16 protein-coding genes and 1 pseudogene are annotated in these 21,728 nt (G+C 58.6%); 3 read left to right on the forward strand and 14 right to left on the reverse strand.

From position 1 onward, the window contains the following. Positions 1 to 68: 68 nt before the first annotated feature. The 5 genes from FW764_RS26550 to FW764_RS26570 form a co-directional block, all read right to left on the reverse strand. On the reverse strand, positions 69 to 302 hold the full coding sequence (locus FW764_RS26550; protein ID WP_017136893.1) for a hypothetical protein: 234 nt from the start codon (positions 300 to 302) through the stop codon (positions 69 to 71). 133 nt (positions 303 to 435) lie between these two features. Further along, the gene (locus FW764_RS26555; RefSeq protein WP_446436478.1) at positions 436 to 951 is read right to left on the reverse strand and encodes a hypothetical protein; all 516 of its coding nucleotides are present in this window, start codon (positions 949 to 951) and stop codon (positions 436 to 438) included. Between the two features lie 114 nt (positions 952 to 1,065). After that, entirely contained in the window at positions 1,066 to 1,545 is a 480-nt protein-coding gene (locus FW764_RS26560; RefSeq protein WP_446436479.1) for a YbaK/prolyl-tRNA synthetase associated domain-containing protein, read from the reverse strand. Between the two features lie 16 nt (positions 1,546 to 1,561). Beyond that, positions 1,562 to 2,320 (reverse strand): sulfite exporter TauE/SafE family protein, encoded by a 759-nt coding sequence (locus tag FW764_RS26565; RefSeq protein WP_446436480.1) that lies wholly within the window; start codon positions 2,318 to 2,320, stop codon positions 1,562 to 1,564. A gap of 4 nt (positions 2,321 to 2,324) precedes the next feature. Beyond that, positions 2,325 to 3,410, reverse strand: coding sequence for a TauD/TfdA family dioxygenase (locus FW764_RS26570; protein WP_446436481.1), 1,086 nt, complete (start codon positions 3,408 to 3,410; stop codon positions 2,325 to 2,327). Positions 3,411 to 3,520: 110 nt separating this feature from the next. On the opposite strand from FW764_RS26570, the gene FW764_RS26575 reads away from it, so the two are divergent. Continuing rightward, the gene (locus tag FW764_RS26575) at positions 3,521 to 4,453 is read left to right on the forward strand and encodes a LysR substrate-binding domain-containing protein (RefSeq protein ID WP_446436482.1); all 933 of its coding nucleotides are present in this window, start codon (positions 3,521 to 3,523) and stop codon (positions 4,451 to 4,453) included. 100 nt (positions 4,454 to 4,553) lie between these two features. Then, positions 4,554 to 4,655 (forward strand): annotated as a pseudogene (locus tag FW764_RS26580) (VOC family protein); the annotation flags it as partial. Between the two features lie 61 nt (positions 4,656 to 4,716). On the opposite strand, the gene FW764_RS26585 reads toward FW764_RS26580, so the two are convergent. Further along, positions 4,717 to 10,677, reverse strand: a complete 5,961-nt coding sequence (locus FW764_RS26585) for a membrane-targeted effector domain-containing toxin (protein WP_446436483.1) — start codon at positions 10,675 to 10,677, stop codon at positions 4,717 to 4,719. A gap of 276 nt (positions 10,678 to 10,953) precedes the next feature. On the opposite strand from FW764_RS26585, the gene FW764_RS26590 reads away from it, so the two are divergent. Continuing rightward, entirely contained in the window at positions 10,954 to 12,204 is a 1,251-nt protein-coding gene (locus FW764_RS26590; protein WP_446436484.1) for a hypothetical protein, read from the forward strand. Positions 12,205 to 12,263: 59 nt separating this feature from the next. On the opposite strand, the gene FW764_RS26595 is transcribed toward FW764_RS26590, so the two are convergent. The 8 genes from FW764_RS26595 to FW764_RS26630 form a co-directional block, all read right to left on the reverse strand. Further along, positions 12,264 to 12,890: a glutathione S-transferase family protein gene (locus FW764_RS26595; RefSeq protein WP_446436485.1), complete on the reverse strand. Its 627-nt coding sequence runs from the start codon at positions 12,888 to 12,890 to the stop codon at positions 12,264 to 12,266. Between the two features lie 68 nt (positions 12,891 to 12,958). Then, positions 12,959 to 14,698: an OPT family oligopeptide transporter gene (locus tag FW764_RS26600; protein ID WP_446436486.1), complete on the reverse strand. Its 1,740-nt coding sequence runs from the start codon at positions 14,696 to 14,698 to the stop codon at positions 12,959 to 12,961. A gap of 210 nt (positions 14,699 to 14,908) precedes the next feature. Continuing rightward, on the reverse strand, positions 14,909 to 16,966 hold the full coding sequence (locus FW764_RS26605; RefSeq protein ID WP_446436487.1) for a methyl-accepting chemotaxis protein: 2,058 nt from the start codon (positions 16,964 to 16,966) through the stop codon (positions 14,909 to 14,911). Between the two features lie 286 nt (positions 16,967 to 17,252). Continuing rightward, complete coding sequence (locus FW764_RS26610) at positions 17,253 to 18,248, reverse strand: hypothetical protein (RefSeq protein ID WP_446436488.1); 996 nt, start codon at positions 18,246 to 18,248, stop codon at positions 17,253 to 17,255. A gap of 212 nt (positions 18,249 to 18,460) precedes the next feature. Beyond that, positions 18,461 to 18,760, reverse strand: a complete 300-nt coding sequence (locus FW764_RS26615; protein WP_446436489.1) for a DUF3144 domain-containing protein — start codon at positions 18,758 to 18,760, stop codon at positions 18,461 to 18,463. Positions 18,761 to 18,852: 92 nt separating this feature from the next. Then, on the reverse strand, positions 18,853 to 19,398 hold the full coding sequence (locus FW764_RS26620; RefSeq protein ID WP_446436498.1) for an ATP phosphoribosyltransferase regulatory subunit: 546 nt from the start codon (positions 19,396 to 19,398) through the stop codon (positions 18,853 to 18,855). A 294-nt stretch (positions 19,399 to 19,692) separates the two neighbouring features. After that, the gene (locus tag FW764_RS26625; protein ID WP_446436490.1) at positions 19,693 to 20,916 is read right to left on the reverse strand and encodes a DUF1444 family protein; all 1,224 of its coding nucleotides are present in this window, start codon (positions 20,914 to 20,916) and stop codon (positions 19,693 to 19,695) included. Positions 20,917 to 21,017: 101 nt separating this feature from the next. Beyond that, positions 21,018 to 21,713 (reverse strand): tRNA (adenine(22)-N(1))-methyltransferase, encoded by a 696-nt coding sequence (locus FW764_RS26630; RefSeq protein WP_446436491.1) that lies wholly within the window; start codon positions 21,711 to 21,713, stop codon positions 21,018 to 21,020. Positions 21,714 to 21,728 lie beyond the last annotated feature (15 nt).

A 21,728-nucleotide genomic window follows, 5' to 3' on the forward strand; every position in this document is an offset into this window, starting at 1 on the left:
CGCCGCCTCACTCCGTTGCCTACGCTTACGTCAGAATCCGCCGGCTTGCGCACTGGGGTGGCTGATGATCAGCCCTTCAACTCACCCGCCCGATTACTCGCCGCGTCGTCGTAAGCCACATACAACGACTCGGCGATTTGGCTTTTGATGGCTTTGGTGGACTCCAGTCCAAGCACAAAACCCTCGGCTTTACCGCCAGCGCGGTTGAGCTCTTCGTGAGTGGCGGCGCCGGTGATAGCGTCAAGGAGCTTGGCGGCGTGAGGGCCTACGCCTTTAGGGAGGGAGATTTGGTCAATGGACATGGCGATACCTTTAAGAAAAGTGGTCGGTAGCGCGTGGAATCACTGCCGGGGCTGGCATGGTAGACCGGTTAGCAAAGAAAGGGGCTGCTTTCGGCGGCAAGCAGTGAGAGGTGACAGCCTGTACAGCAATGAGTTAACTCAAAACAACAACGCCATTCTTGGGGATGTTCACGTATGGCAATGATCCGTTCTGCTGATGATAAGTGTCTAGAGCGAGCGCTTCATACCAATGCAAATAGCCATTGAGCATATGCTTTGGAATATCCGGCGTGGGCAGTGGAAAAAATGCGACGGACATTTGATCGTTCTTATTTTTGACCCAACGCCAACCCGCTGAATGCCCCGGCGCTTGCTCACCCCAAAATCCAGCCGACCAACCAAACTGGCCCATGCGCGCTTTGAACGAGCTGGTCTGGCCTATGTACTGAATAGTGGGATTACTGGGGAACGCCTTTCCGGCAGCTTTCCAAGCAATACAATAAATCCCTTTCGATGTAACCATTTGGCCGAGAGTGGGATCCACGTTTACGGACTTTTTGCCAGCACCAGGCCAGAAACATTTGCTGATATCCTCCCAGGAATACCAGCCTGCGCCATGCGCATCTAGATCAAACGTTTTTGGGGCTCTCATAGCGACTTCCTTAGTCATGGCTGTGGGCTCATGCACTGGACACGTGCAGAGGAAAACGGCCGCTGATTTATTTTTTAAGAAACAGGAAAATAAATCCGTCCCGTTTTTTTGCGGCGCATCTGAAACGTCTGCTCAGGCCTGGCTGATATCCAGCAATCGAGGCATGGCAATCGCCAGGTAATCCTGCGTATCGAGCACCATCGACGCATCCAGCCGCCCCGCGTTGAAGGCTATCTCAGCGTAGCCCGTGGTCAAGGACGGATCGACGATCAATTCAATCCGCTCATCGAAAACAAAAGGCGGGATGGCGCCGATCCGGCACCCGGTCAGTTCTATGGCGGTTTCGGCCTTCACCAGCTCGGCTTTTTTCCCACCCAGGGCCGCTCCGACTTTCTTCATGTCCAGCTTCTGGTCGCCCGGCAGTATCACCAGTGCATAGGGTCCGGCCTGCCCCTTGAGGGAGCAAAGCATGGCCTTCGCGCCTTGGCCTGGTTCGGTGCCACGGATTTCGGCGACGCGCGCCGACTGGCCCTCGGCATCGTGCATCAACACCCGGTAGGAGGCTGAGCGGGCATCGAGTAGTGCCACGAGGCGATCAAACATGGGATGCATGTAGTTTTCCTCTGGTTTACAGGAACAGGTCGTAGGACAGTTTGCTGATCAGAATCACCAGTAACACCAGGAATAGAGCCCGGACAAAGGGCACGCCTTTATGAACCGCCAGCCAGGTGCCAGTGAGCGCGCCCAGGATATTGAATGCCGCCATGGGGATTGCGATCAGGTAGAGCACGTTACCCGTCGGAATGAAGAACATCAGTGCCGCGACGTTGGTCGCGATGTTCACTAGCTTGGCCGATGCCGAGGCATGCAGAAAGTCGAAGGCGAAGCAGCGGATAAACAGGAAGATCAGGAAGCTGCCAGTGCCGGGACCGAACAGACCATCGTAGAAACCGATGGCGCCGCCAATGACAATCGCCAGCAGTTTTTCCTTGGTACCGATGTGCATGGGTTTGTGCAGGGCGCCGAAATCTTTTTTCCAGAACGTGTAGATCGCCATTAGTACAATCAACACCAGCACCGCCGGCCGGATCATCGACTGGGGTACGAACGACACCGTGGCGGCGCCGAAGAAGGCCATGACAAAGGCCGCGCAGGCGGCGGGGATCACAAGTCCCCAGTTGATCACCACTTTGCGCACGAAGGACCGGGCCGCGAATGCGGTGCCGCAGGCGGCCGCGACTTTATTGGTACCCAGCAGCGCCGCCGGTTGAGCGGTGGGTAGCACGTTGAACAGTGCGGGAATCTGGATCAGTCCGCCGCCGCCCACCGCCGCATCGATCAGGCCGGCAGCGAAGGCGAACACGCAAAGGATGACAATATCGACCATGAAATCAGGCTCTGACTATGTAGGGTTGATGAGGGTCAAGCGGCACCACGCGTGCCGGATCATTGACCCCGAAGACACGCAACATCCAGCGATCACGGCCGTCGTAGCGGGGTGTAAAACCATCCCGGGCATGCAGGGTTTGCTGGTTCTTGAAGATCAGCATGTCCCCTGGTTGCAGCAGTATGTGGTGCACGACATCGGGATGATTGGCGGCGGCGGAGAACAGTTGGAGGGCAAACCGCGCATTGGCGCAGGTCGCTTCGACACTCGCTTTGTTGTAGCGGCAATACAGGCCATCGGTTGCGCTTCTGTACAGCAAGGGGACGTTTTCCAGCACATTCCCCTGTTTGCCGAAGGAGGCCGGTCGGCGAACGGTGAAGTTCGGTCGTGACAATTCTTCTTCGACGTAGGCCGGCAGAATGGCCAACACCTCGTCAATGGCGACGATGCGCGTCGGCACGTCGAGCTCGCAGCGCAGGCCGGTCAGGGACAGGTACTCCGGACAGGCCGACAACTGCGAGACAGGTTCGCAGGTCAAAGGCAGGTGAGGGTTGTCGACATGCATGTCCAAATCCGCGCGCGAACCATAGGAGCTTTTTTCTGCCTCTCGTTTGTGCTTGGGCGATACGTGACGGAACACTGTGTCGTTGCTTTCACCCTCGAACGCCAGCGGACGGGTTTGCAGCGTTTGCAGCACGGACAAAATAGCCCCGGCCAGAGTCGACAAGTTCTCGATGCCTGGCTCCAGGTCATAGGGCGTGGCGGGCAGGTGCGGGTCCAGCGGCAGCCCCCTGACGATCATCGCCACTTCACGGGCCTGTGGAAAATTGCGTAGCTGCTGGATTTTCTCGGTGCACAGGACACTTTCCAGCAACTGCCCCAGGACCGGCATATGGCGGATACCCGAGGCGCTGTCGGTCACGTCCAGCGATGCCAGACCGGCCTGAAGTGTGCGTTGTTCTTCGAGCGACAGATGAATTTGCGGTATCTCCCGTCGGGTCGCAGTCACTGATTTTTTTTCCAGCCATTCATGAATGGCTTCATCAACACAAGCTGCTGCGTTCCCAATTACTTCGTCCAGCTTCGACACGTCCCTGCGCTCCTGTTTGCCCCATCCTTGTGGGGTGAACGGGAAGGTTAACGGAAGGGCCCTTTTTTGTGTTGCAATGCCGCGTTGTGAAAAATGCAATGAGGTGGAGAGTGGCATTGAATATGTTGGGGGAACTTGAAGCCTTCGCAACCGTGGCTCGCAAGCGCAGCTTCGTCGCCGCGGCACGGACTCTGGGGCGCTCCCCCAGCGCACTGACCCGTGCCGTTCAAGCCCTGGAGGAAAGTGTCGGGCTCAAGTTGTTCAATCGCTCGTCCAATGCCGTGAGTTTGACCGAAGCGGGTGAATGCTTATTGCCCCACGCGTACAAAATGCTCGACCTGCAACGTGAGGTGGATGAAGACCTGGCCGGGCTGAGCGGCCTGGCCTCCGGCTGGATCCGTTTTTCCGCTCCCGAGGTTCTCGGACACGGGGTATTGCCCCGGTTGATCGCGCAATACTGCGAGCGTTATCCAGACGTTAACATCGATGTGATTTTCACCGATGAGATCATCGACCCTGCCAAGAGCAAGCTGGACTTCTCGATTCGCGGCGCGTTTCCGCAATCCAGCGACTTGATCGGCTTCGCGCTCTGGAGTTACTCACGTTATCTGTATGCCAGCCAAGGCTACCGGGAACGAAACGGCATGCCCGACTCCATCGAGGCGCTGGAGTCGCATTCGCTGATCCTGCATACGGCACCACGGATCCTCAAGGAGTGGAATTTTCGCAGTGAGGAGCAGGCTGTCAGCTTTCGGGTTCACCCGAAATTTCGTTTCAGCTCCGGTCTGGCGGTATTCCAGGCAGCCCTGGCGGGCGTAGGGATCGCCCGCTTGGCGGATTGGATGGCGGAGCCCGAAGTGAAGGCGGGGCGCCTGCTGCGGGTTTGTCCTGAGTACAAGCTCACCTCCAGCAGCGGTGAGAGCCCACAGATGCACGCGGTGTACCCGGCCGGAAATTTGCCGCTACGGGTGAAGGCATTGATGGAGATGATCCGTGGCTTAGGTGAAAGCCTCGAATGTAAAAGCGGCTCAGCACTAATATGAGGTTACGGGTCGTTCAGCCCTGTCCGCTGACTCTGCAGTTGATCAGGCGCTGACACGCTCAAAACCAGCCTCGGCTACCGCAGACGAGCATCGGCAAGCCGGTAAACGCATTGTCTGGTTGCCCAAACGCTTCGGGCATTTCTCTATCGAGATCCTGGAGGAGAAGGCGTTGGAGACGTTTATCGAGTCCGCGTTTGCCTGAGCCGCAAACGCGAACATACTCGCCTCACCCTGACCCTGCAGGGCCAGAACGCATTAAGCATTTACAACACCAGCGACAACTTTATTTCAGTTTTGAGTGCACTAATCAAACCGTCCAACGTTGAGTAACGTTTACCGCTCAACTGCGGCCAACGCTCGATAAAAAACTGCCCCATCGCATCAGTTTGAATAGGGGTGGATATAATTTCCCTGCTATTGGAATGATGAACCAGATTGATCTGCGTCGCTGAAGGCCGCTCGATCAGGAAGTCGCCGATCTTTTTCAACCGCGCGCTTGGCAGAGTGCTAGCGGATGCAGCCGTCAAAAGCACTTGCGCTTCGAGTGCCTCGGTCAAGTGCTCCAACCTCAAGAAACGTTGATCTTTTAACTTCGCCCAACGCTCAATAAAAAACTGCCCTCTATCGTCAATCTGAATAGGCGTGGAAATGATTTCGCCACTATTGGAACGGTGCAGCACATTGGCCTGGGTAGTTGAAGGCTGCTCGATGAAAAAGTCGCCGACCCTTCTCAGCCAGGCGCGATCCTTCTGGGCCTTGGGGAGCGTTAGTGGCGTGCCGACAATACCAACGTCCACCTTGAAGTCAGTGCGCACGGCATAGTTGCCGGGGCGGCCTATCCCACCGTGGAGAATTTCCCATCCGCTCGGGTGCAGGGGGCGTGCGTGGCTGGGGGGGACATCGCGTACCGTCAAGCTGACCGCGCCCTGCAATTGCGCGATACCCGGCACACCATGGACCATATCAGCATGGCCGCTGCCCATGAGCGCTACCCACTTATGCGGCCCCAATGCCGCCTGGTCCGCCTTGATCACCTCATGGGCGAAATAGCTGAAAAGGGTATAGCGGCTGTTCAACTCGCTCATACCTTTGACGTGATAGCTGACCGTGCAATCGAGCGCCCGAACTCGTATTCCCGCCTTATTCGCAGCCTTGACGACATTGGTGTAAGTGTTGTCGCCCAAATGAGCGCGCATATGGCCGAGATCCTGCGACCTCAGATAGCGTTGCAGGTTTTCCGGCATTTTCGCCGTTTTATAAAATGTCTCCAACTCGGCTTGATGCAGGTCGGTGAGCAGGTGCTCCACGTACAGCGTTTTGACGCCCTGCTCCTTCAATAGCTTCATGTACTTGATCAGGAACTGCTTGCTCGATACGTCACCATGGGCTTCGGCGATAATGAGCCCCAACCTCTGCTTATACAGTTGCTTGATAAATGCCTCTTCACGGGTTGCCGTACCCAGGTCGGTGAAGCTGGAGCGTACGGGTGGCGTATAAGCGGCAATACCCTCTTGGGCGGCTTTATACAGGCGATCGCGGCTACTGTTGAAGGCTCTGAACGCCTCTGCGTAGGGGCCTTCAACATGTTGCGCGTAGCGAGAATCAAGATCGCGGTGCGAATGCACCATTTCGTCCAGGTGTTTTTTATGCGCCGCGGGCAAATCAAACGCACTGTAGTGCGACGGTGAAACGGGCACTTGTACCTCCCTTGGGGGGCCAGCCGTCGGCAATGCTTGTGAAGCGGGAGCCATGCTCAGCTTGTAGTCGCCCCGGGACAGCGCGGCGAGGGAGGTGTCGGGCGCAATGCCCACAGCTTGGCCGGGAATCACGTCCTCAACCCGCAGGGCAATGACTTTCTGCAAATCGGCCAGGCCCGGCACCTCGTCCACACTGCCCAGGCGATTGTGATCAACCAAGGCGATCCAACCGTCATCGGGATTCTTTGCCGCTAGGGCTTTGTGGGAGTAGAAGTTTCTGAGTTTACTGCTGCGAGGGATAAACCGCTCTGCGTCAGAAAGCGCCAGTACGTGCTCCATATGGTAGGAACTCGACGCGTCAACGCCCTCGATCGCGACCTTGTGCTTATGGGCTTCGAGCATCAGTTTACGGTAGGTAAACGGCGCGTCCGGCCCCCAACCCAGGGATCGGTCGACCCGTGCCAGGTGTTCCTCGACGCGTTTCAGGGCGTTAGCAATATTGCCTTTGTCTTCGCCGTTGATAATTCTGAGTTTGCGGCGAAAAACATCCGCCGGCAGGTTTTCGATGTGCACGCGCTTGAGCCCTTGCGCAGCCAATGCCTGCATACTTTCGATCAGTAACTGCTTGCTGGCAATACTGGTGTTGGGTGCGCCAATGATCAATGCTTTCTTGAGTGGGAACAGAGTGGCAAGCACGGTGCTGGGGCTGGAATCCGGCGCCAGTACCGGCAAACCGGTGCGGCCCGGGCGCACTGGAGGGGATCTGTAGAATGCCTCTGCATCCTCGGTCAGCTGTTTCACCTGATTGAGATAGCTATCGCGCAGTGGCTCCAAGTTGAGGTAGGCCCCGTCTTGTGCAGACTGCGCTATGACTTCGTCCGAGTGGCTGGCAAGACTTCGCCCGAAATCGGGGTCAAGTACCGTTCTAAAATACTTGCCGTGCTCGGGTGATGCCTCATATTTGGCCAGTGGCTGTTCAATGTCCTCCTGGAGTAGCTGATACTTCTTGCGCCCGCCCCCCGCAGTCCAGGAACGCACCCAGCGGCCCTTGGTATCTTTATTGACCAGACGCGCCGTTGCATGCATTTTTCCGGTGACCGGGTCATAGCGATACAGCGCATGACGGCCAAAGGCATCCGGCGTGTTCTTGACCCAGAATGTCTTGGCGTCGAAAAACACCGACGTCATCTCGGCAGGAATGCGAGGGTCGATCTTTTTCAGCAGCAGGGCCTGCTTCATCGCTTTGATCAGCGGCCTGATTGAGATTGCATTGAACGGGCCTTTAAAGGCCGGGCGGACGTCGAACAACAGGGCACCGCCCAGGTTGGCCATATAGCCGAGGAAGTGGTTCAGCGCGCCGTCCTTGTCGCCCTGATGGAACGCATCAATGGCGAGCATGGCGTCCTTGAATGCCAGCAGGCCACCCAGGCTCAGGCTCAACACAGGAAAAGGAATAGTGGCGATGGCGGTGACCAGCTCTACACAGGTCCACAGAATGCCCATGATCATTTCAGTGCGGTTGACCGTGGTCGCCACCACGTCGTCTATTTTGCGCTGCAACACCATGTTGTAAAACTCATGTCGCAGGTCTGTCAGCGGTACGACATGGGCGATGGGGTCATGGCGCGCCGGACTTGGGGTTGTACGATCGATCGTCTCGGGCAACCCCTTGCGGGCAGCCTCCAGAAAACTGCCGATCCGGGTCTTGGATTTGACCGCCACCCGGCCATGGAGATAGTCCGACACGCCGTCGACTTTTTTAAGCCAATAGTTGAACAGCTTCGCCTCGCGGAAGGCGATTCCATCGGGCATGTTGGGGGTGTACAGCAGAACCGGGTTGTCCGCGTGGCTGAACAGGTAATTGCCGATGACCCATTCGCCATCAATCATCAGCCGATGAACCTTGTAAGTGCCGCGGGTCGCGACCGTCGTATCGCCAAGGCTATCGATGGCACGTTCCAGCCAGGCCAGGTCGACCCGCGCGATATGGCCGCGCAGGCAGCAGTCCAGCGCCGCGTATTTCATCTGCAGTTGGTTGATCATCAGCGTGGCGTTGCGTCGTTCGCTGTAACCCGGGCTACTCGCGCTTTGTAGTTTGGCGCGTACTTCGTCGATGTAACGCTGACCGATCCATACACCGGTCACTGAGCGTGCAACGTTCTGCGGGGTCAGGCGGCTCAGGTCGATGCCGTCAGGCCCACTGAAGGTGGCTGAAGAGGAAAATTTGGGGTCGATGAAACCGACATTATCCTGGTAGCCGTCTCTGTATAAGCGGGTATAGGTGATGGGCTTCGGCATGCCACCCAGCAGCGGCCAAGGTGCCGAAACATAGACGGTGTCCGGGTCGATATCATTCTGGCTACGGCCCAGCAGCGTGTTCAGGCTGAGCTTGGCTTTTTGGTGTAAAAAGGCGTCGAAGGTGATGAAGTTCGCTTCTGAATCGGGCCGGGCGTTGTAGACGCGCAAGGCGCCAGCGGCATCCTCGCCAAAGCTGGTCAACCGGGTCCGGTCTGCCACCTGGGCGGAGCGATACCACAGTGGGGTCGTGTATTCATAGTCGTCCACCGCGACGCTTTGGGAATGAGCAACCATGGCATCCAGGCAGACCGTATAGTTGCATAAGGGGCCAAATGTCACCTCCTCGTGCTCCTGTGCATCAGGCCTGAACCCCAGCCCGGCGAGAAACGTAGCCATCTTTGGCCGAAAACGCAGGGGGCATTGTTCGAGCAGATAGTCGCTCATGGTTCGGCCCTGGAGCCGGCGGGTGTCGTCAGCCCAAGCGATGATATGCGTCTGGCATTCACGCTCGGTGGTGAAGGTTAGGAACTGTCGCTCGCGTGGGGAACCTGGTGTGTTCAGCAACAAGCGTCGGGGTTGACCACTGCCATCGTCCTCACGCAATAGCCACACATCCTTGAGTTGCGAGCCATGCAGCAGCACGGTCTGCGCGCGCAGGCGTGGGTGTGTGCCAGCGCGCAGGTCTTCGAACAATTGATAGTCCGCCTGGCTCAAGTCGCCCCGCAACCGGGCGACATAGGCAAGTAACACCAGGCGTTGATCGAACAGGTCGCGGGTGGCCTGTTTGATTTCGGGCTTGACCTGCATTTTGTTTTGCAACACGGCAAAGTCCAGGCGCGGTTGCATATCGGGCTCACGGAGTAAGTCCAGCAAGCTTTGCGCATTCAACTCAGCGTGCCCGCCTTGCAGGGCCGCACCCGCGTAGGTCAGGGTGGTGTTGGTCAAAAAGTCCGAACCGGGTAGCTCGTCGCCGGTATGCAGCCCCGAATAGCTCAACTGCGCAAGCGTGCGCTGCTGCTCGTAGATGCCGACGTGGGCGACACTACGTTGGGTGGTGATCTGCAGGTGCTGCAGATCCAGGTCATGTATTTCCAGCTCTTCGTCCAGGTACTCGGTCAACTGGTAGCGCGCCAAGTCCTGGGGAGACGCGACATGTCCGAGCAGATCAATGAAGGTGTTCCGAGCCTGATTGTAAGCATGGATAAAACCACTCAGGGTCTGCTGGCCCGTCTGGTCTGCGCTGCGATACCAATCCGGCAGGCTGTTATAGAGGCTTCGCTCCAACAGCTGTTGCTGCCTGAAGGCCAGGCGTAATGACAAGTCCGGGAGCGCGGCCTGTACGGCACGCTCCAATGCCGACGTCAGCAGCGTTGCATCGTGCAGCGGGTTGTCGACCAGGCTCAGGGCCAGGTCGATATCCTGGCGACGCTTTTCAAGCATCGCGTTGTAGGTATGTTCGAAGAGTGGCTCGCCTTCAATTGGCAGCAATTGCAGGGGCCAGATATCGGCGGCGTCCAGCGCTTGGTAACGCACCGGCAAGTGGCGGCTGATCTCTTCGCGACCCGCCGTCAATGCCAGGATCGACTTGAGGCCCACGTCGAGCTCCGCCAGGGAGTCGAAGCTCTCCAGCCCTCGATTTGGACTAAATAGCAGCACCTGACCGAGGTCCTGTCCCGACGTCAGGCTATCGACGCGGGGGCTGGATTTGCGCGTTAGCACGAAGGCCCCGGCAAACTCGACGGTCTTGTCCTGGTAACTGAAATTGAGCGAGTACATGCCCGGCCGAAAGGTCGGGCCCAGGGAGCAGTCTTCAATCATGCGCTGTTCGGCCGGGGACAGCAGGTAATCACGCACATCCAGCCTGGCCTGTTGCTCCAGTGCACCAAGACCGGCCGTCTGAGTGATAAAACTTTTGCGTCCTTGGCCATCCACCGTGCTGGTTTCGTCGAGACGTTGCAGCTTATTGTTCAGGTCGGCTTTGAGCTGAGCCAGCAGCCTCTTGCCCGCATCCTGGGTGAGGTCGGCCTGAGCCAGAGCCTGAAACAGGCTACGTGACTGCTTAAATAGCTGTTGGTTCGCGGCGATCAGAGTGGTGTTGAGCGTCTCCAACGCCAGCAGCTCGGCGGGTAGTACGACAGGAAGCTTGGTTTGAGTGCGCAGGTCTGGGTCGATTTCAAGCAGGTGAGTGCGTATTTCCTGAAACGATGGTACGGCGGGTGTCGTGCTCATGGGCACTGTCCTCTTGCTGATGGAATGAACCCTCAGCTTGAGGCGACGCTTGGGCGCATCGGCGGTAATTATTCAAGGTGTCCAATGACGCTGCATTCAAACCAAACATGAGGGTTACTGTATGCCGAATGGCGGCTCTTGGCGTCGGCGCCTGGCGTGATGCCACTCGGTTAAAGCAAACCGGCGTCCACCGGTCAATTGCGATGTTTGCCTAGAAGCCGCTCGCCATCTACTGGATAATGCCGCCTCGCCTTTTCCGATAAGGACATCCCCGCAATGAAGTTGCCCGCCCTCCTCCTGGCTGCCACCGTACTGCCGGCCCTCGCTCACGCCGACGACGCTGCGCTGGTCGACACACTCAAGGCCTTCACCCGTTGCGACGCAAACTTCTTCAGCAGCCTGAACACTCACCGTGACGCCTGGCAGGCCTACGCGCCGCTTCAGCAGGAAAAGAACTTTTCGTGGATCGCGGTCAGAAATCGCGCGGACCGCAAGGCCAGCCAGGTGCCCGTCAGCGCGCCCCCTATCGCGGGTTTGAAGCTGTTGTCGTACGCCGACGAGGTCACCGACCTCGGCCCGTTGGGGCTCTACTATTATTGGGGCTTCGTCGTGGACGGCGGTGTCGACGCGGTTGCCCAGCGCCTCGCACCGCTGCTGGAACAACCCGGATCACTGCAAAAAGGCGACAAGGAATACACGCGCAGCGAGCTCAAGGTCGGCAACGGCTGGCAGTCGATCAACCCGCAACCAGGCAAAGCGCCGGGGACCCACCAGGTTGAGCGCGTGTTGATTGTGGAGCCGGAGGGCAAGCAAGGCACGCAATCACGTGTCAGCTGTTCGGTACAGGGCGGCGTGAATGCCGGGCTGCTGGCACAGTTGCGTCCGGACATCGCGCCGGTCGACTACCCACGCACCCGGATCGAAACCAGCTTCAGTCAAGTCGACGTACCGGCTAACGTGCGCCAGCGCCTGGATTCACCCCTGTTGCAACCGAAGTTCAAAACGTTGAAGTACAGCTACCTGTCCAAGAAAGGCGACGGCAGCAAGGACCTCGCCACCTTGGTCACTTTCAAGACCGAGGGTGGTTTGCTGGTGAAGAACGAGGTCTACGGTAACACCTTCAACGTTGATCGCCTGACGCAAGCCGACCTGATTCAATTGAAGTCGAAGATGAATGGCGTGGGCGATGGGCGTGTGCTGCAAACCCGCGAAGTCGAGTTGAAGGTGCCAACCCGTTGGGCCCCAGGTCAGACGCTGAGCGCCCGTCTGCAGATGGTGAGCGTGCCCGCCCGATCGACCGACAAACCCTACGAAACCGCGTTGACCTGTAAGGTCGGCGAGCGCATCCCCGCACGGCAAGTATTTGCATCGTTGACCGGAGATGCCATCAAGCTGGCGTGCGACCAGGGCGACTATAAGACCTCGCGCGTGTTTATCGAGGACCTGGGTGTGGCCCTGACCCTGGAGTCGACATCGAGTGAAACGCATTATGTGAATGAGATAACGGCGTTAGAAGTGGTGCGCTAGTCGGTTAGACAGCACTGGCGCCCACCTTGCCCGCTCGTCATAAGGATGACTCCGATTTTTTATTTCGCGAACGCGTACTCGCCGCCCTGCTCCACCGCTTTGCTATACGCCGGGCGGGCCTGAAAGCGTTGCACCCACGCGGCCAGGTTCGGGTAGGCCTGCAACTTGCCCTGGGCCTTGGCGATTTCGCCGATGAAGCTCATCTGAATGTCCGCACCGCTCAGTTCGTCACCCACCAGGTACGGCGTATCCGCCAGCACATCGTTCAAGTAGCCCAAGTAGTTTGCCAGTTCCGATTCAATACGTGGATGCAACGGCGCACCCGCCTCGCCCAAGCGGCCGACGTAGAGATTGAGCATCAGCGGCAGCATGGCCGAACCTTCGGCAAAGTGCAGCCATTGCACGTATTTGTCGTAGGTGGCGGTGGCCGGGTCGGGTTGCAGGCGCCCTTGGCCGTGGCGGCGGATCAGGTAGTCGATGATCGCGGCGGATTCGATCAGCACAAGGTCGCCGTCTTCGATCACCGGGGATTTGCCCAGTGGGTTGATGGCCTTGAGTTCGGGTGGTGCCAGGTTGGTGTTCGGGTCGCGCTGATAGCGCTTGATCTCGTAAGGCAGGTCGAGCTCTTCGAGCAGCCACAGGATGCGTTGCGAACGCGAGTTGTTGAGGTGGTGGACGGTGATCATAAGGGCTCCGCTGTACACGAGTGGGTATTAAGGTAAGAGACTACGCTGTCGCGCGGGAGTGCCATGGATTAATTCGCAACCATCGCCCACAGCGACGCGCCGACACCGGTGATGCTCTCCCCGGCAATCAACCCGGCGGCGGCGGTAATCGCAAAGCGTTCGGTGACACTCGGCCAACGGCAGCTCACTAGCCACGTCAGCACTGCGCCGAGAGCCATCATCAGCGACACCGAGGCCGGCAGCACGAAAGCCAACCCCAAGGCGGCGGCACTGGGTAGATAGCGGGTGCGCGCGGCAGGCAAGGTGCTGTCGAGAATCCCCAGCAGCACGCCGACCGCGCCTGCCAGACCAATCGCCCAACGAGTGCTCTGCGATAATGAATCCAGCCCATACGTCAGCGTCTGCGCCACGGCTTTCCAGGTGGCGACCGCAGGCGCCGGCCATTCTTCGGTGAGCAGCATGCTTTGCGGGTCGGGAATCAACGCCAAGTAGGCGAACACGCCGACAATGCTGCCGACGAAAACCCCCAGGATCTGCGCGACCACTTGTTTGCGCGGCGTGGCGCCAATCGCCTTGCCGACCTTAAAGTCATTCATCAAATCCGTGCATTGCCCGGCCGAGCCGCCGGCCGTGTTGGCGCTCATCAGGTTGATCGGCACCTGCCCCGGCGCGACGATGCCGAAGCTCAGTTGTGACAGTTGCCCGATGGCGCCGATGGGCGGAATGCCGGTGGCACCTACCACGCGGGCGGCCACGGCGGCCAGGCAGATCGCCAGGGGAATGGTCAGCAAGGCCATCCACAGGTTGATGCCGAACAACAGCGACTGCAGACTCACCACCAAGATAATCGCCAAGGCAAAACCGGCGGCAGGCCCAGCCTTGGGGAGCGCCCAGGGCGTGCCGCCGCCGTGTTCGCTGGACGAATGCAAGGTCCATAGGCGAATTGCCAGTGAGGCCAGCGTCGAGCACACCATCAAGCTCACGCCGGGCCACAACAGCCATTGCACCAACGCAGCGAATTGCGGGCCGCTGCTGCCTGCCGGCAACATCACCAGGCCTTGCACCAACAGCCATGGCCCCAGCCCGCCCCAGGCGAGTATGGCGCCGAGCAGCAGAGTCAGGCCCACGCGAATACCGATGATGGCGCCGAAACCGAGTAACAGCAGCGAAGGGTCAGCGGTAAAAGTCAGGCGCTCCAATTGCGCGCTGGGTGACCAGCGCGCAAAGGCCCACAGGAACGTATCCACCCACTTGACCAGCCCGGACAGCAACGCGGCGCTGAGCAGCACCTTCAAACGCGTGGCGGCTTCGCGGCCATGGTTGTAGATGTGCAGCAGGGTTTCCAGGGTGGCCATGCCTTCGGGAAACTTCAGCGCCTTTTCGTTGAGCAGCGAAGGCCGCAGGTACCAGGCGATCCAGATCCCGAGAAAGCTCACCGAGAACACCCAAGCAATCATCGGCAGAGCGTCCAGCGTGTTGCCGGTCAATAGGGTGTAGGCCGGGATCGGCGCCACCAGCCCGCCCGAAATAATCGAGGCGGCGGCTGAGGCGACGGTCTGGTTGATGTTGCTTTCGTGCAGTGTCCACGGCAGTTGCCCGGGGTTGCGCTTGGCCAGGCCCTGCCAGATGACGTAGCCGACCAGCAAGGCAATGATCGACATGTTGAACGACCAACCGATTTTGAGCCCCGCGTACACATTGGAAGGTGTCAGCAGGATGCCCAGCAGCACCCCGGTGATCATCGCGCGCAGGCTCAGTTCGCGTTCCACGGGGGCGGTAAGATCGTGCGATGGCGGGCTTGAAGGCATGCAGATTCCTTTCGGCAACGAAACAGGGCGACTTGATAAGTGAGCCCTGTTGAGGCTGAAGGTTCACTCCCTGTGGGAGCGGGCTTGCCCGCGAAAGCGGTGGGTCAGTCAACATCAATGTTTGCTGGGCCGACGTCTTCGCGGGCAAGCCCACACATTTGAATGCCCGCTCGCCCCTAGCAAGATGAGCAGTTCAATCGAGAAAATGGCTCAGCCCAAGCGAAACCGCGCGGTGTTTTCACTCAACGCCCGGCTGCCTTTGCTCAAGGTATCCGCTGCCTGATTCACCGCCCGCGCGCCATCCAGTAGGCGTCCTGCCGCCTGATCGACCTGCTGGATATTGCCGCTGACCTCATCCGCCGTTGTTGCCTGTTCCTCCACCGCCGCCGCAATCTGCGCCAGGGTGTCGGTAACGTTCTGGACCGCGCTGGCAATCTCGCCCAAGCGTGTGCCCAGGCCGGTGACGGATTCAGCATCGGTCAGCGCCTGGTCGCACGCGGCGCCCATCAAGGTGACCGCCTGGCTGACCGTAGCGCGCAGGCTGTCGACCGTGCCGGCGATCTGTGCGGTAGAGGCTTGCGTGCGTTGCGACAGGCTGCGCACTTCATCCGCGACCACCGCAAAGCCACGACCCTGCTCGCCTGCGCGGGCGGCTTCGATGGCGGCGTTGAGCGCCAGCAAGTTAGTCTGCTCGGCAATGCCACGGATGGTGTCGACCACCGACTGAATCTGCTGCCCCTGCTGGCTCACTTGCTCCAGCGCATTCGCCGTGTCGGTCAGACGCTGGTTGAGTTGCTGGATGCTCGCCGTGGTGCGCTGGCTGTCACGACTGCTGTCCTCGGCGATGCGTCGTGTCTGCTGTGCACTGCCCGACGCCTGTTCGCAGCTTCTGGCGACGCCTACCGAGGTGGCAGCCAGTTGCGTGGCAGCCGCCGCAATCTGGCTGATCTGATGTTGCTGGTCTTCGACTTCGGTGAGGGTGCTGCCCGATTGTGCGTTGAGGGTGAGCACCGCCGAGCCGAGCTGCTGGGTTTCGTGGTTGACACCCAACAGGCTGGTGCGCAACTGCACCACCGCGACGTTGAGCGCCGTGCTGATCGCCGCCAGTTCATCGCGCCCTTCCACCGCCACTTCGACGCACAGGTTGCCGTCGCGCAGAGACTCGGCGAGCGTGGTGATGCCGCTGGCACTGCGATGGATCGAAGCTTGCAGACAAATGAACAGGTACAACGCAGCGAGCGCCAGCAGGCTGAACGTCGCCGCCACCGGAACAAACTGATTGAGCGAACGGTCGCGGTAATAACTCAAGCGTTCATCCAGCGAGTGCAGCGACTGGCTGCGCAGCGCGCCCAACGCGCCGAGTATGCTGTCGACACTGCGATCAAAGCCTGCGGTGTCAAGCTTGATGGTGCCGCCAAACACACCGTCGTCGAGGGCTTTGAGTTCGCTGTCGAGCAATTGCAGGCTGGTGTCGTATTGCGCCGTCCACGGTTCAATGCCTTGGTAATGCTTGGCTTTGAGCGACGCGGCGGCCTTGACCAACTGGTCCCGCGCATCGCCGATACGGCCGCGCAGATCGCGCATCTGCAAGCGGCTTTGCAAGGTGAACTGCCCCGACGCAATCGACGACTGCCCGACGCTGGCCGTACGGCCGATGCGCTCGATCAGGTCCGGCGTGTACTGAGTGGAAATCTGCATCAGCAGGTAAGTTTCCAGCCAAGGGTCGAGGATCAGGCCGGTATCCTGGGTGATCTGCTCGCGCAGGGTTTGCATCGCGGTCAAGGCGGCGGTGAAGCGGTCATAGCCATCCGGCCACCACCCCACGGTGCGCAAGGACTGGGTGTCCATGCCCTTGACCGTCGCCTGCAAGGCTTCAAAGCGCGCTAGCGTATCGGCGCTGGCGCTCTGGGCTTTGAGCGAATCACCCAGCGCTTGCAAGCTTTGTAGAATGACCGGGCTGCCAGCATCGACCTTGTCCATCGCCGCTTGGGCCGCAGCAGTTGGAGTGTGCAGGATATCCAGCGCTTTCCAGCGTGCCGCCTGGTTGCGCTGCGCCGTCAATTGGTCGTCCAGCGTGTCCAGGGCCAACAGTTGATGAACGCCAGACTGCTCGCTGGAAATTACCGCTAATTTGTCGCGAAAGTCCTGGCCAATCAGCCACAGGCTCCCGGCCAGGGGCAGCATGAACAGGAAAAACAGGATTTGAAACTTGCGCGCGAAACCGAAACGGCCAAGCAGGCGGATACCCGGTGATAAAAGACTGTGCATGGCCGACCGCTCCCAAAACAACCTAGAAATGACTACAAGCAAAATGCCATGTCATTGATAGGGAAGGCTCAAGCAAGATACGGGCCGTTGGTAGCGGGCCGCAAAATAGGCGGCTTGGCGACGTGAAAGCACAGTGGCATGCGCGAAAATGGGGCAAAAGCACTCAATGCGTAGAGTTGAATGGTAACTCGGTCAGGGGCGCGGGCTCGCGGCGATCAAGAACCGTGATCAGATACTGACGGTTCTTGTTCCATCAGCCCGCGCGCTCCCTAACAATGTTATTAGCTTAGGAAAAGGCGACTGCTCGCTGTAGAAAAAACACAGCGGTGCAAAACACTGCCCACGCGCCACCGATGATCCAGCAATTCCGGCGATTCATAATCTCCATGCGCATGAGCCTAGTTTCCAACGCATCAAGCAGGGATGCACTTTTAACTTCACCGACAGCATTATTAATCTTACCGGCAGAAGCGCTCAACTCATGCGCTGAGCGTTTAAGTTCGTTGGCAGATACTTTTAGTTCGCGTGCGGCCTCATCCCAATTCGCCATCCCCCCTTCACTTTCGCTCTTTTTTTTAACCGAATCATTCTTCAATTTGATCTCAGCGGTCACTTTGGCCATTCTCAAGGCAACCGCAAACCCCAAAAGACCTAAAGAAATGAATTTCATGAATACAACAACACTCTTATAAGCTTCAGCCTCTGCATAGGCGGTCCCCACTCTGGCGTCCTGCTGCCGGTAGGTTGCCCATGCCTGCTGCAATGCAACGATACGTTCGGTCACCACTGGGCTTTTATAAGCGGCTTCGGGCAGCCTCTTATACACCATGTAAATATTGACCTTATTGTCCAGTTCGATGCTGGTAGGATTAGCGGGCCTGATACGCTGAAACTCATCGCAGGCTTTCTTTAACTCTTCTGCCAACGCAGCGGTGACACTCGCATTAATGTAGCCCGAAGGGGGTAGGCAAATGGAGGAGTCACTGAGTCTTGCGGCTGCCACATTTACGTTTTGACTCGTGGATTTTTTTATACTTTCCTGCATATTAAGATCGCCCACTTTCAAATCAACCGGCGTTTGTACCAGCTGAACGAGCAACCCTAATGACCCGATAGCGATCCAAAAATAATCAACTTTTTTCCAATAGATCTCACCATAACGGTCGGCCGGTGACTGTTTCTTCCACACCCTTAACCAACAGATCAAGAGATAGACGATAAGCACCGCAAATACTGTCGGCACCGCAACACAGAGGACCGCGAAAATCGCCTCCAGCGTCATACAAAGCTCCCTATCCAGCAGCATACCCAGCTCCATTTGTCGATAAATTCAGATGAGCCCTGTATCGGCCAAGCGGGGAATATCTGCAGACCTCATTAACACCAAGGTCAATGAATGGTCGGCGACGTCAGCCTCACCCTTTTTAAAATACACACTGCATATTCGGGCAGAAAGGTAAGGATAAACGAGGACAGGTTAGTTTCCGAAGGCACTCAGTCAGCCGCCTTTCCAAGCATGTACTGACTGAAATTATTAATGTGATCATCCAGATTATCCTCAAGCATCATCCGGTACTGGTCACAGAAATACTTCAGCATCGCTTCCCGCGCATCGGCCATTTCGGCGCCGGACTTGAAGTTGCGTGCACTGGCCCAGGCGTTGAAACGCGTGGTGCCGAACATCATCGAGGCGCTGACCTCGCCGAGGTTTTCACAGATCTTGAGCTGCTCGTTCGACAGTTCAATGTGTGCGTCTGCACGGTCGTAGAAGGCTTGGTCGGTGGCGTCGGCCATGGTGGGGGTCCTGGGTGATCGAATAATGGCGGCTATTGGAGCATATCCGGCAGCCGTAGAGGAGACGCCTGCGGGTACAGGCGTCTTGAACATCAGGCCAGTGCGAGCACCAACCGCTCGAGCCCGATGCCGAACCCGGCGCCTTCTCGGTAAGCGCCGCCGCCAACCACTTGCTGCTGCGCACCTAACGCGGGGCAACGCACCTCGAAGCCGTTGCCTTCCAGGTAGTAACTCAGCCCGCGTTTTACCGCCAGGTTAAGTTCGTAGTCGAGCCCCAGCGCGTCCAGAAAGCCGCTGCACAGCACCTGACTGCGCTGCAACGCCAACGCGGGCTCAGGGCTTAGAATCTCCAGCCCCAACTGGGTGAATTCACGATAGCGACCGGCTTGCGGCCGCTCATACCGGTAACACCGCGCCACATAGAAAAACATCGCCGACTCCTGCCCGCCCAGTAACTGCGCGTTGCGCTCCTGGAACAGCGCAGTGGCTTCCGGGATCAGGCAGCAGGGTCGGCCCGCCTTGTCATCGAAGGCCCACATCTGCCCGATGATTTCACTGCCGCCAGCTTTTTCGATAAACGTATCCTGGCCCCACAGGGCAGGCACGATGGCTTCTTCAGCGCCCGCTTCGATGAAGATAGCTCCGAAAACGGCCCTCTATCTCACGCATCGCTGCGGCTTCTTTACCCGTCACTATTCGGGTTCCACGTAGCATAGTCATGTGTTGTATCTCCATTATTTACAAGCAATAAAAAAGGCGCCGTGGGCGCCTTGGGTGGTGGTTCGTTGAGTGATCAGAGGTTCTGGTCAATCAGTGAGCGCAAGCAACCGCGGCACCTGGGGCAAGGTCCGTGGTGGTGGTGGCGGTTGCTTTGCGAAAATTGAGTCATGGGCGATCCTTGCACGGTTTCGGCACGCGTTACAAGCGGACTTTTACACCAACGGCGTCAACTGATTTAACTGCACAGCCGTCGGAAAACCCAACGTGCGATAGCGCGGCGGATACAGGCTGGCCGGCGTCAACAACTCACCCAGCTTAGCCTCCAGTTCATCCCACTCGACAACCTGGGTTTGGGCGGTCCCATCGGGCTGGATCTGCACCAACGCCACGCGGTCGGTCTTGGGCAGCAAGGTGTCGACCGTCTCTGTCCAGCTGCACATCGAGAAGGTCTTGCCGTTGCTGTCCTTCAACTCAAACAGCGTGTAGGTCGCTACAAACACGTCGATCTTCTGCTCTTCATGGATCGTGTCGAGCTGCTCTTTCTGCACATGGTAATTGCCTTGCAGCAGCCTGTGCTCAAGGCTTGCCATGCGCGCTTTGAGCGTTTCATCCTGACTGATGAAGGGCACGATCCGTTTATCGTCGTAGGTATAGACCTGGCTGGAAACCGCACGCCCGGCTTCCATAGCCTTGAAGCTGACCTCGACCATATGCCGAATGCCCTCTTCGTCCTTGTCTCCCGTCACCATCAGGATGTCGCGGGTCGGGATCATGAACACCGGGCGGCCTTTAATGGCCGCACGCTGCAGGACATCCGGCAGCAGTACACGGCTGGTGTCGTAGCCGTCATTCCAACGGCCAACGTAGAGGCCGGGCACAATTTCATCAAACGCATCCCAGGTTGCTTCACGCAGGTTGCTTACCGCCACCGCAAGCGCCTCGCCCAGGCTCACACCCCAATTTTCCTTCGGCCCCTCAGTGAGCGTGGACGTGGTTTCGGGGTAGTCGACTGCCAGCAAGGTCACGCAATCTTTGCCTAACGTTTGGTGGACCGTGGCGAAAGGCGCGTCCCAGCCTTCGCTGCGCACGTGATGCAGGCGAACTTCTTCGAGCATCGCCAGGTTACGAATCACCGGCCGTAACAGCAGCTTGACGTCTTCGAAGCTTTGCGGCGCTTCCTTTCTGTAGCTGAGCAGTGTCGATACGTAACCTTTCAACACATCAGATTTGTGCGCCTTGTCGGCACTCTGATAGTCACTGAATGCGTTGTGCAGGTTGAAGTAGCCGCCGTCGCCATGTTTGAGGCGGAACTCTTTGGGCACGTATTCGAGAGGCTCACTGAACCCGGCTTCGCGAGCAGCCTTGATGACTTTTTCAGCGAATGCGTCTTCGGTCAGGGGGCGAGTGAACAGTTTGTCGAGCAGGGAGCCGAACATGCGCAGGGTCCTCCATGGGTGCGGGCCGTCCATCATGGGCGGTGCAAGAGACCGGGTAAAGCACCGGCCTGAGTTGTGTGACCCTGCTCACTGTTGCCAGTTCAAGCCAGCAACTGCGTAATCCAGCGCGCCTGTTGCTCAATCTCCTGCACCTTCTGTTTCGGCACCGCCTGCCGCGCCTGCTCGAAGCTGGCCAGGGTCTTGTGCTTCTGGTGCAACATACGCTGCCACTTGGCCAGGAACACCGGGCTGCGCGCCTGCATTTGCAGCGGGCCGAAGTACAGCTGTTCGGCGCTGTAGGCCACCGGCTCAGCGCGCTCGGCAATGATGATCTCGTAGTAAAAGCGATTTTCCTGCAGCAACTCTTCAAGCAGGATGCGGTAGCCATTGTCCATCAACCATTGACGCAAAGGTTGCTCGCCGCCGTTGGGTTGCAGGATCAGGCGTTCCTGGCCGCTCAGGTGCGCCTTGCCGTTGTCGAGGATGTCACGAATGGTCTCGCCGCCCATGCCGCAGAGGCTGATCGCGGTGATCCCATCCCGCGGTTTGATCGCCGCCAGCCCATCCGCCAGGCGCACGCTAATGTGCTGCGCCAGGCCGTTGTCACGCACGGTGCGTTCGGCCGCGTGAAAGGGCGTGGTCGCCACCTCCCCCGCCACCGCCGCCGCGATCACGCCACGGCGCATCAAAGCAACCGGAAGGTAGCCGTGGTCCGAGCCGATATCGGCCAGGCGCGCACCCGCCGGCACGTTTGCCGCCACACGCTCCAGGCGCATGGACAATGTGTGTTCGTTCAACGTTTGTTCCTTATC

It is taken from the genome of Pseudomonas sp. 1152_12 (genome assembly GCF_052850675.1).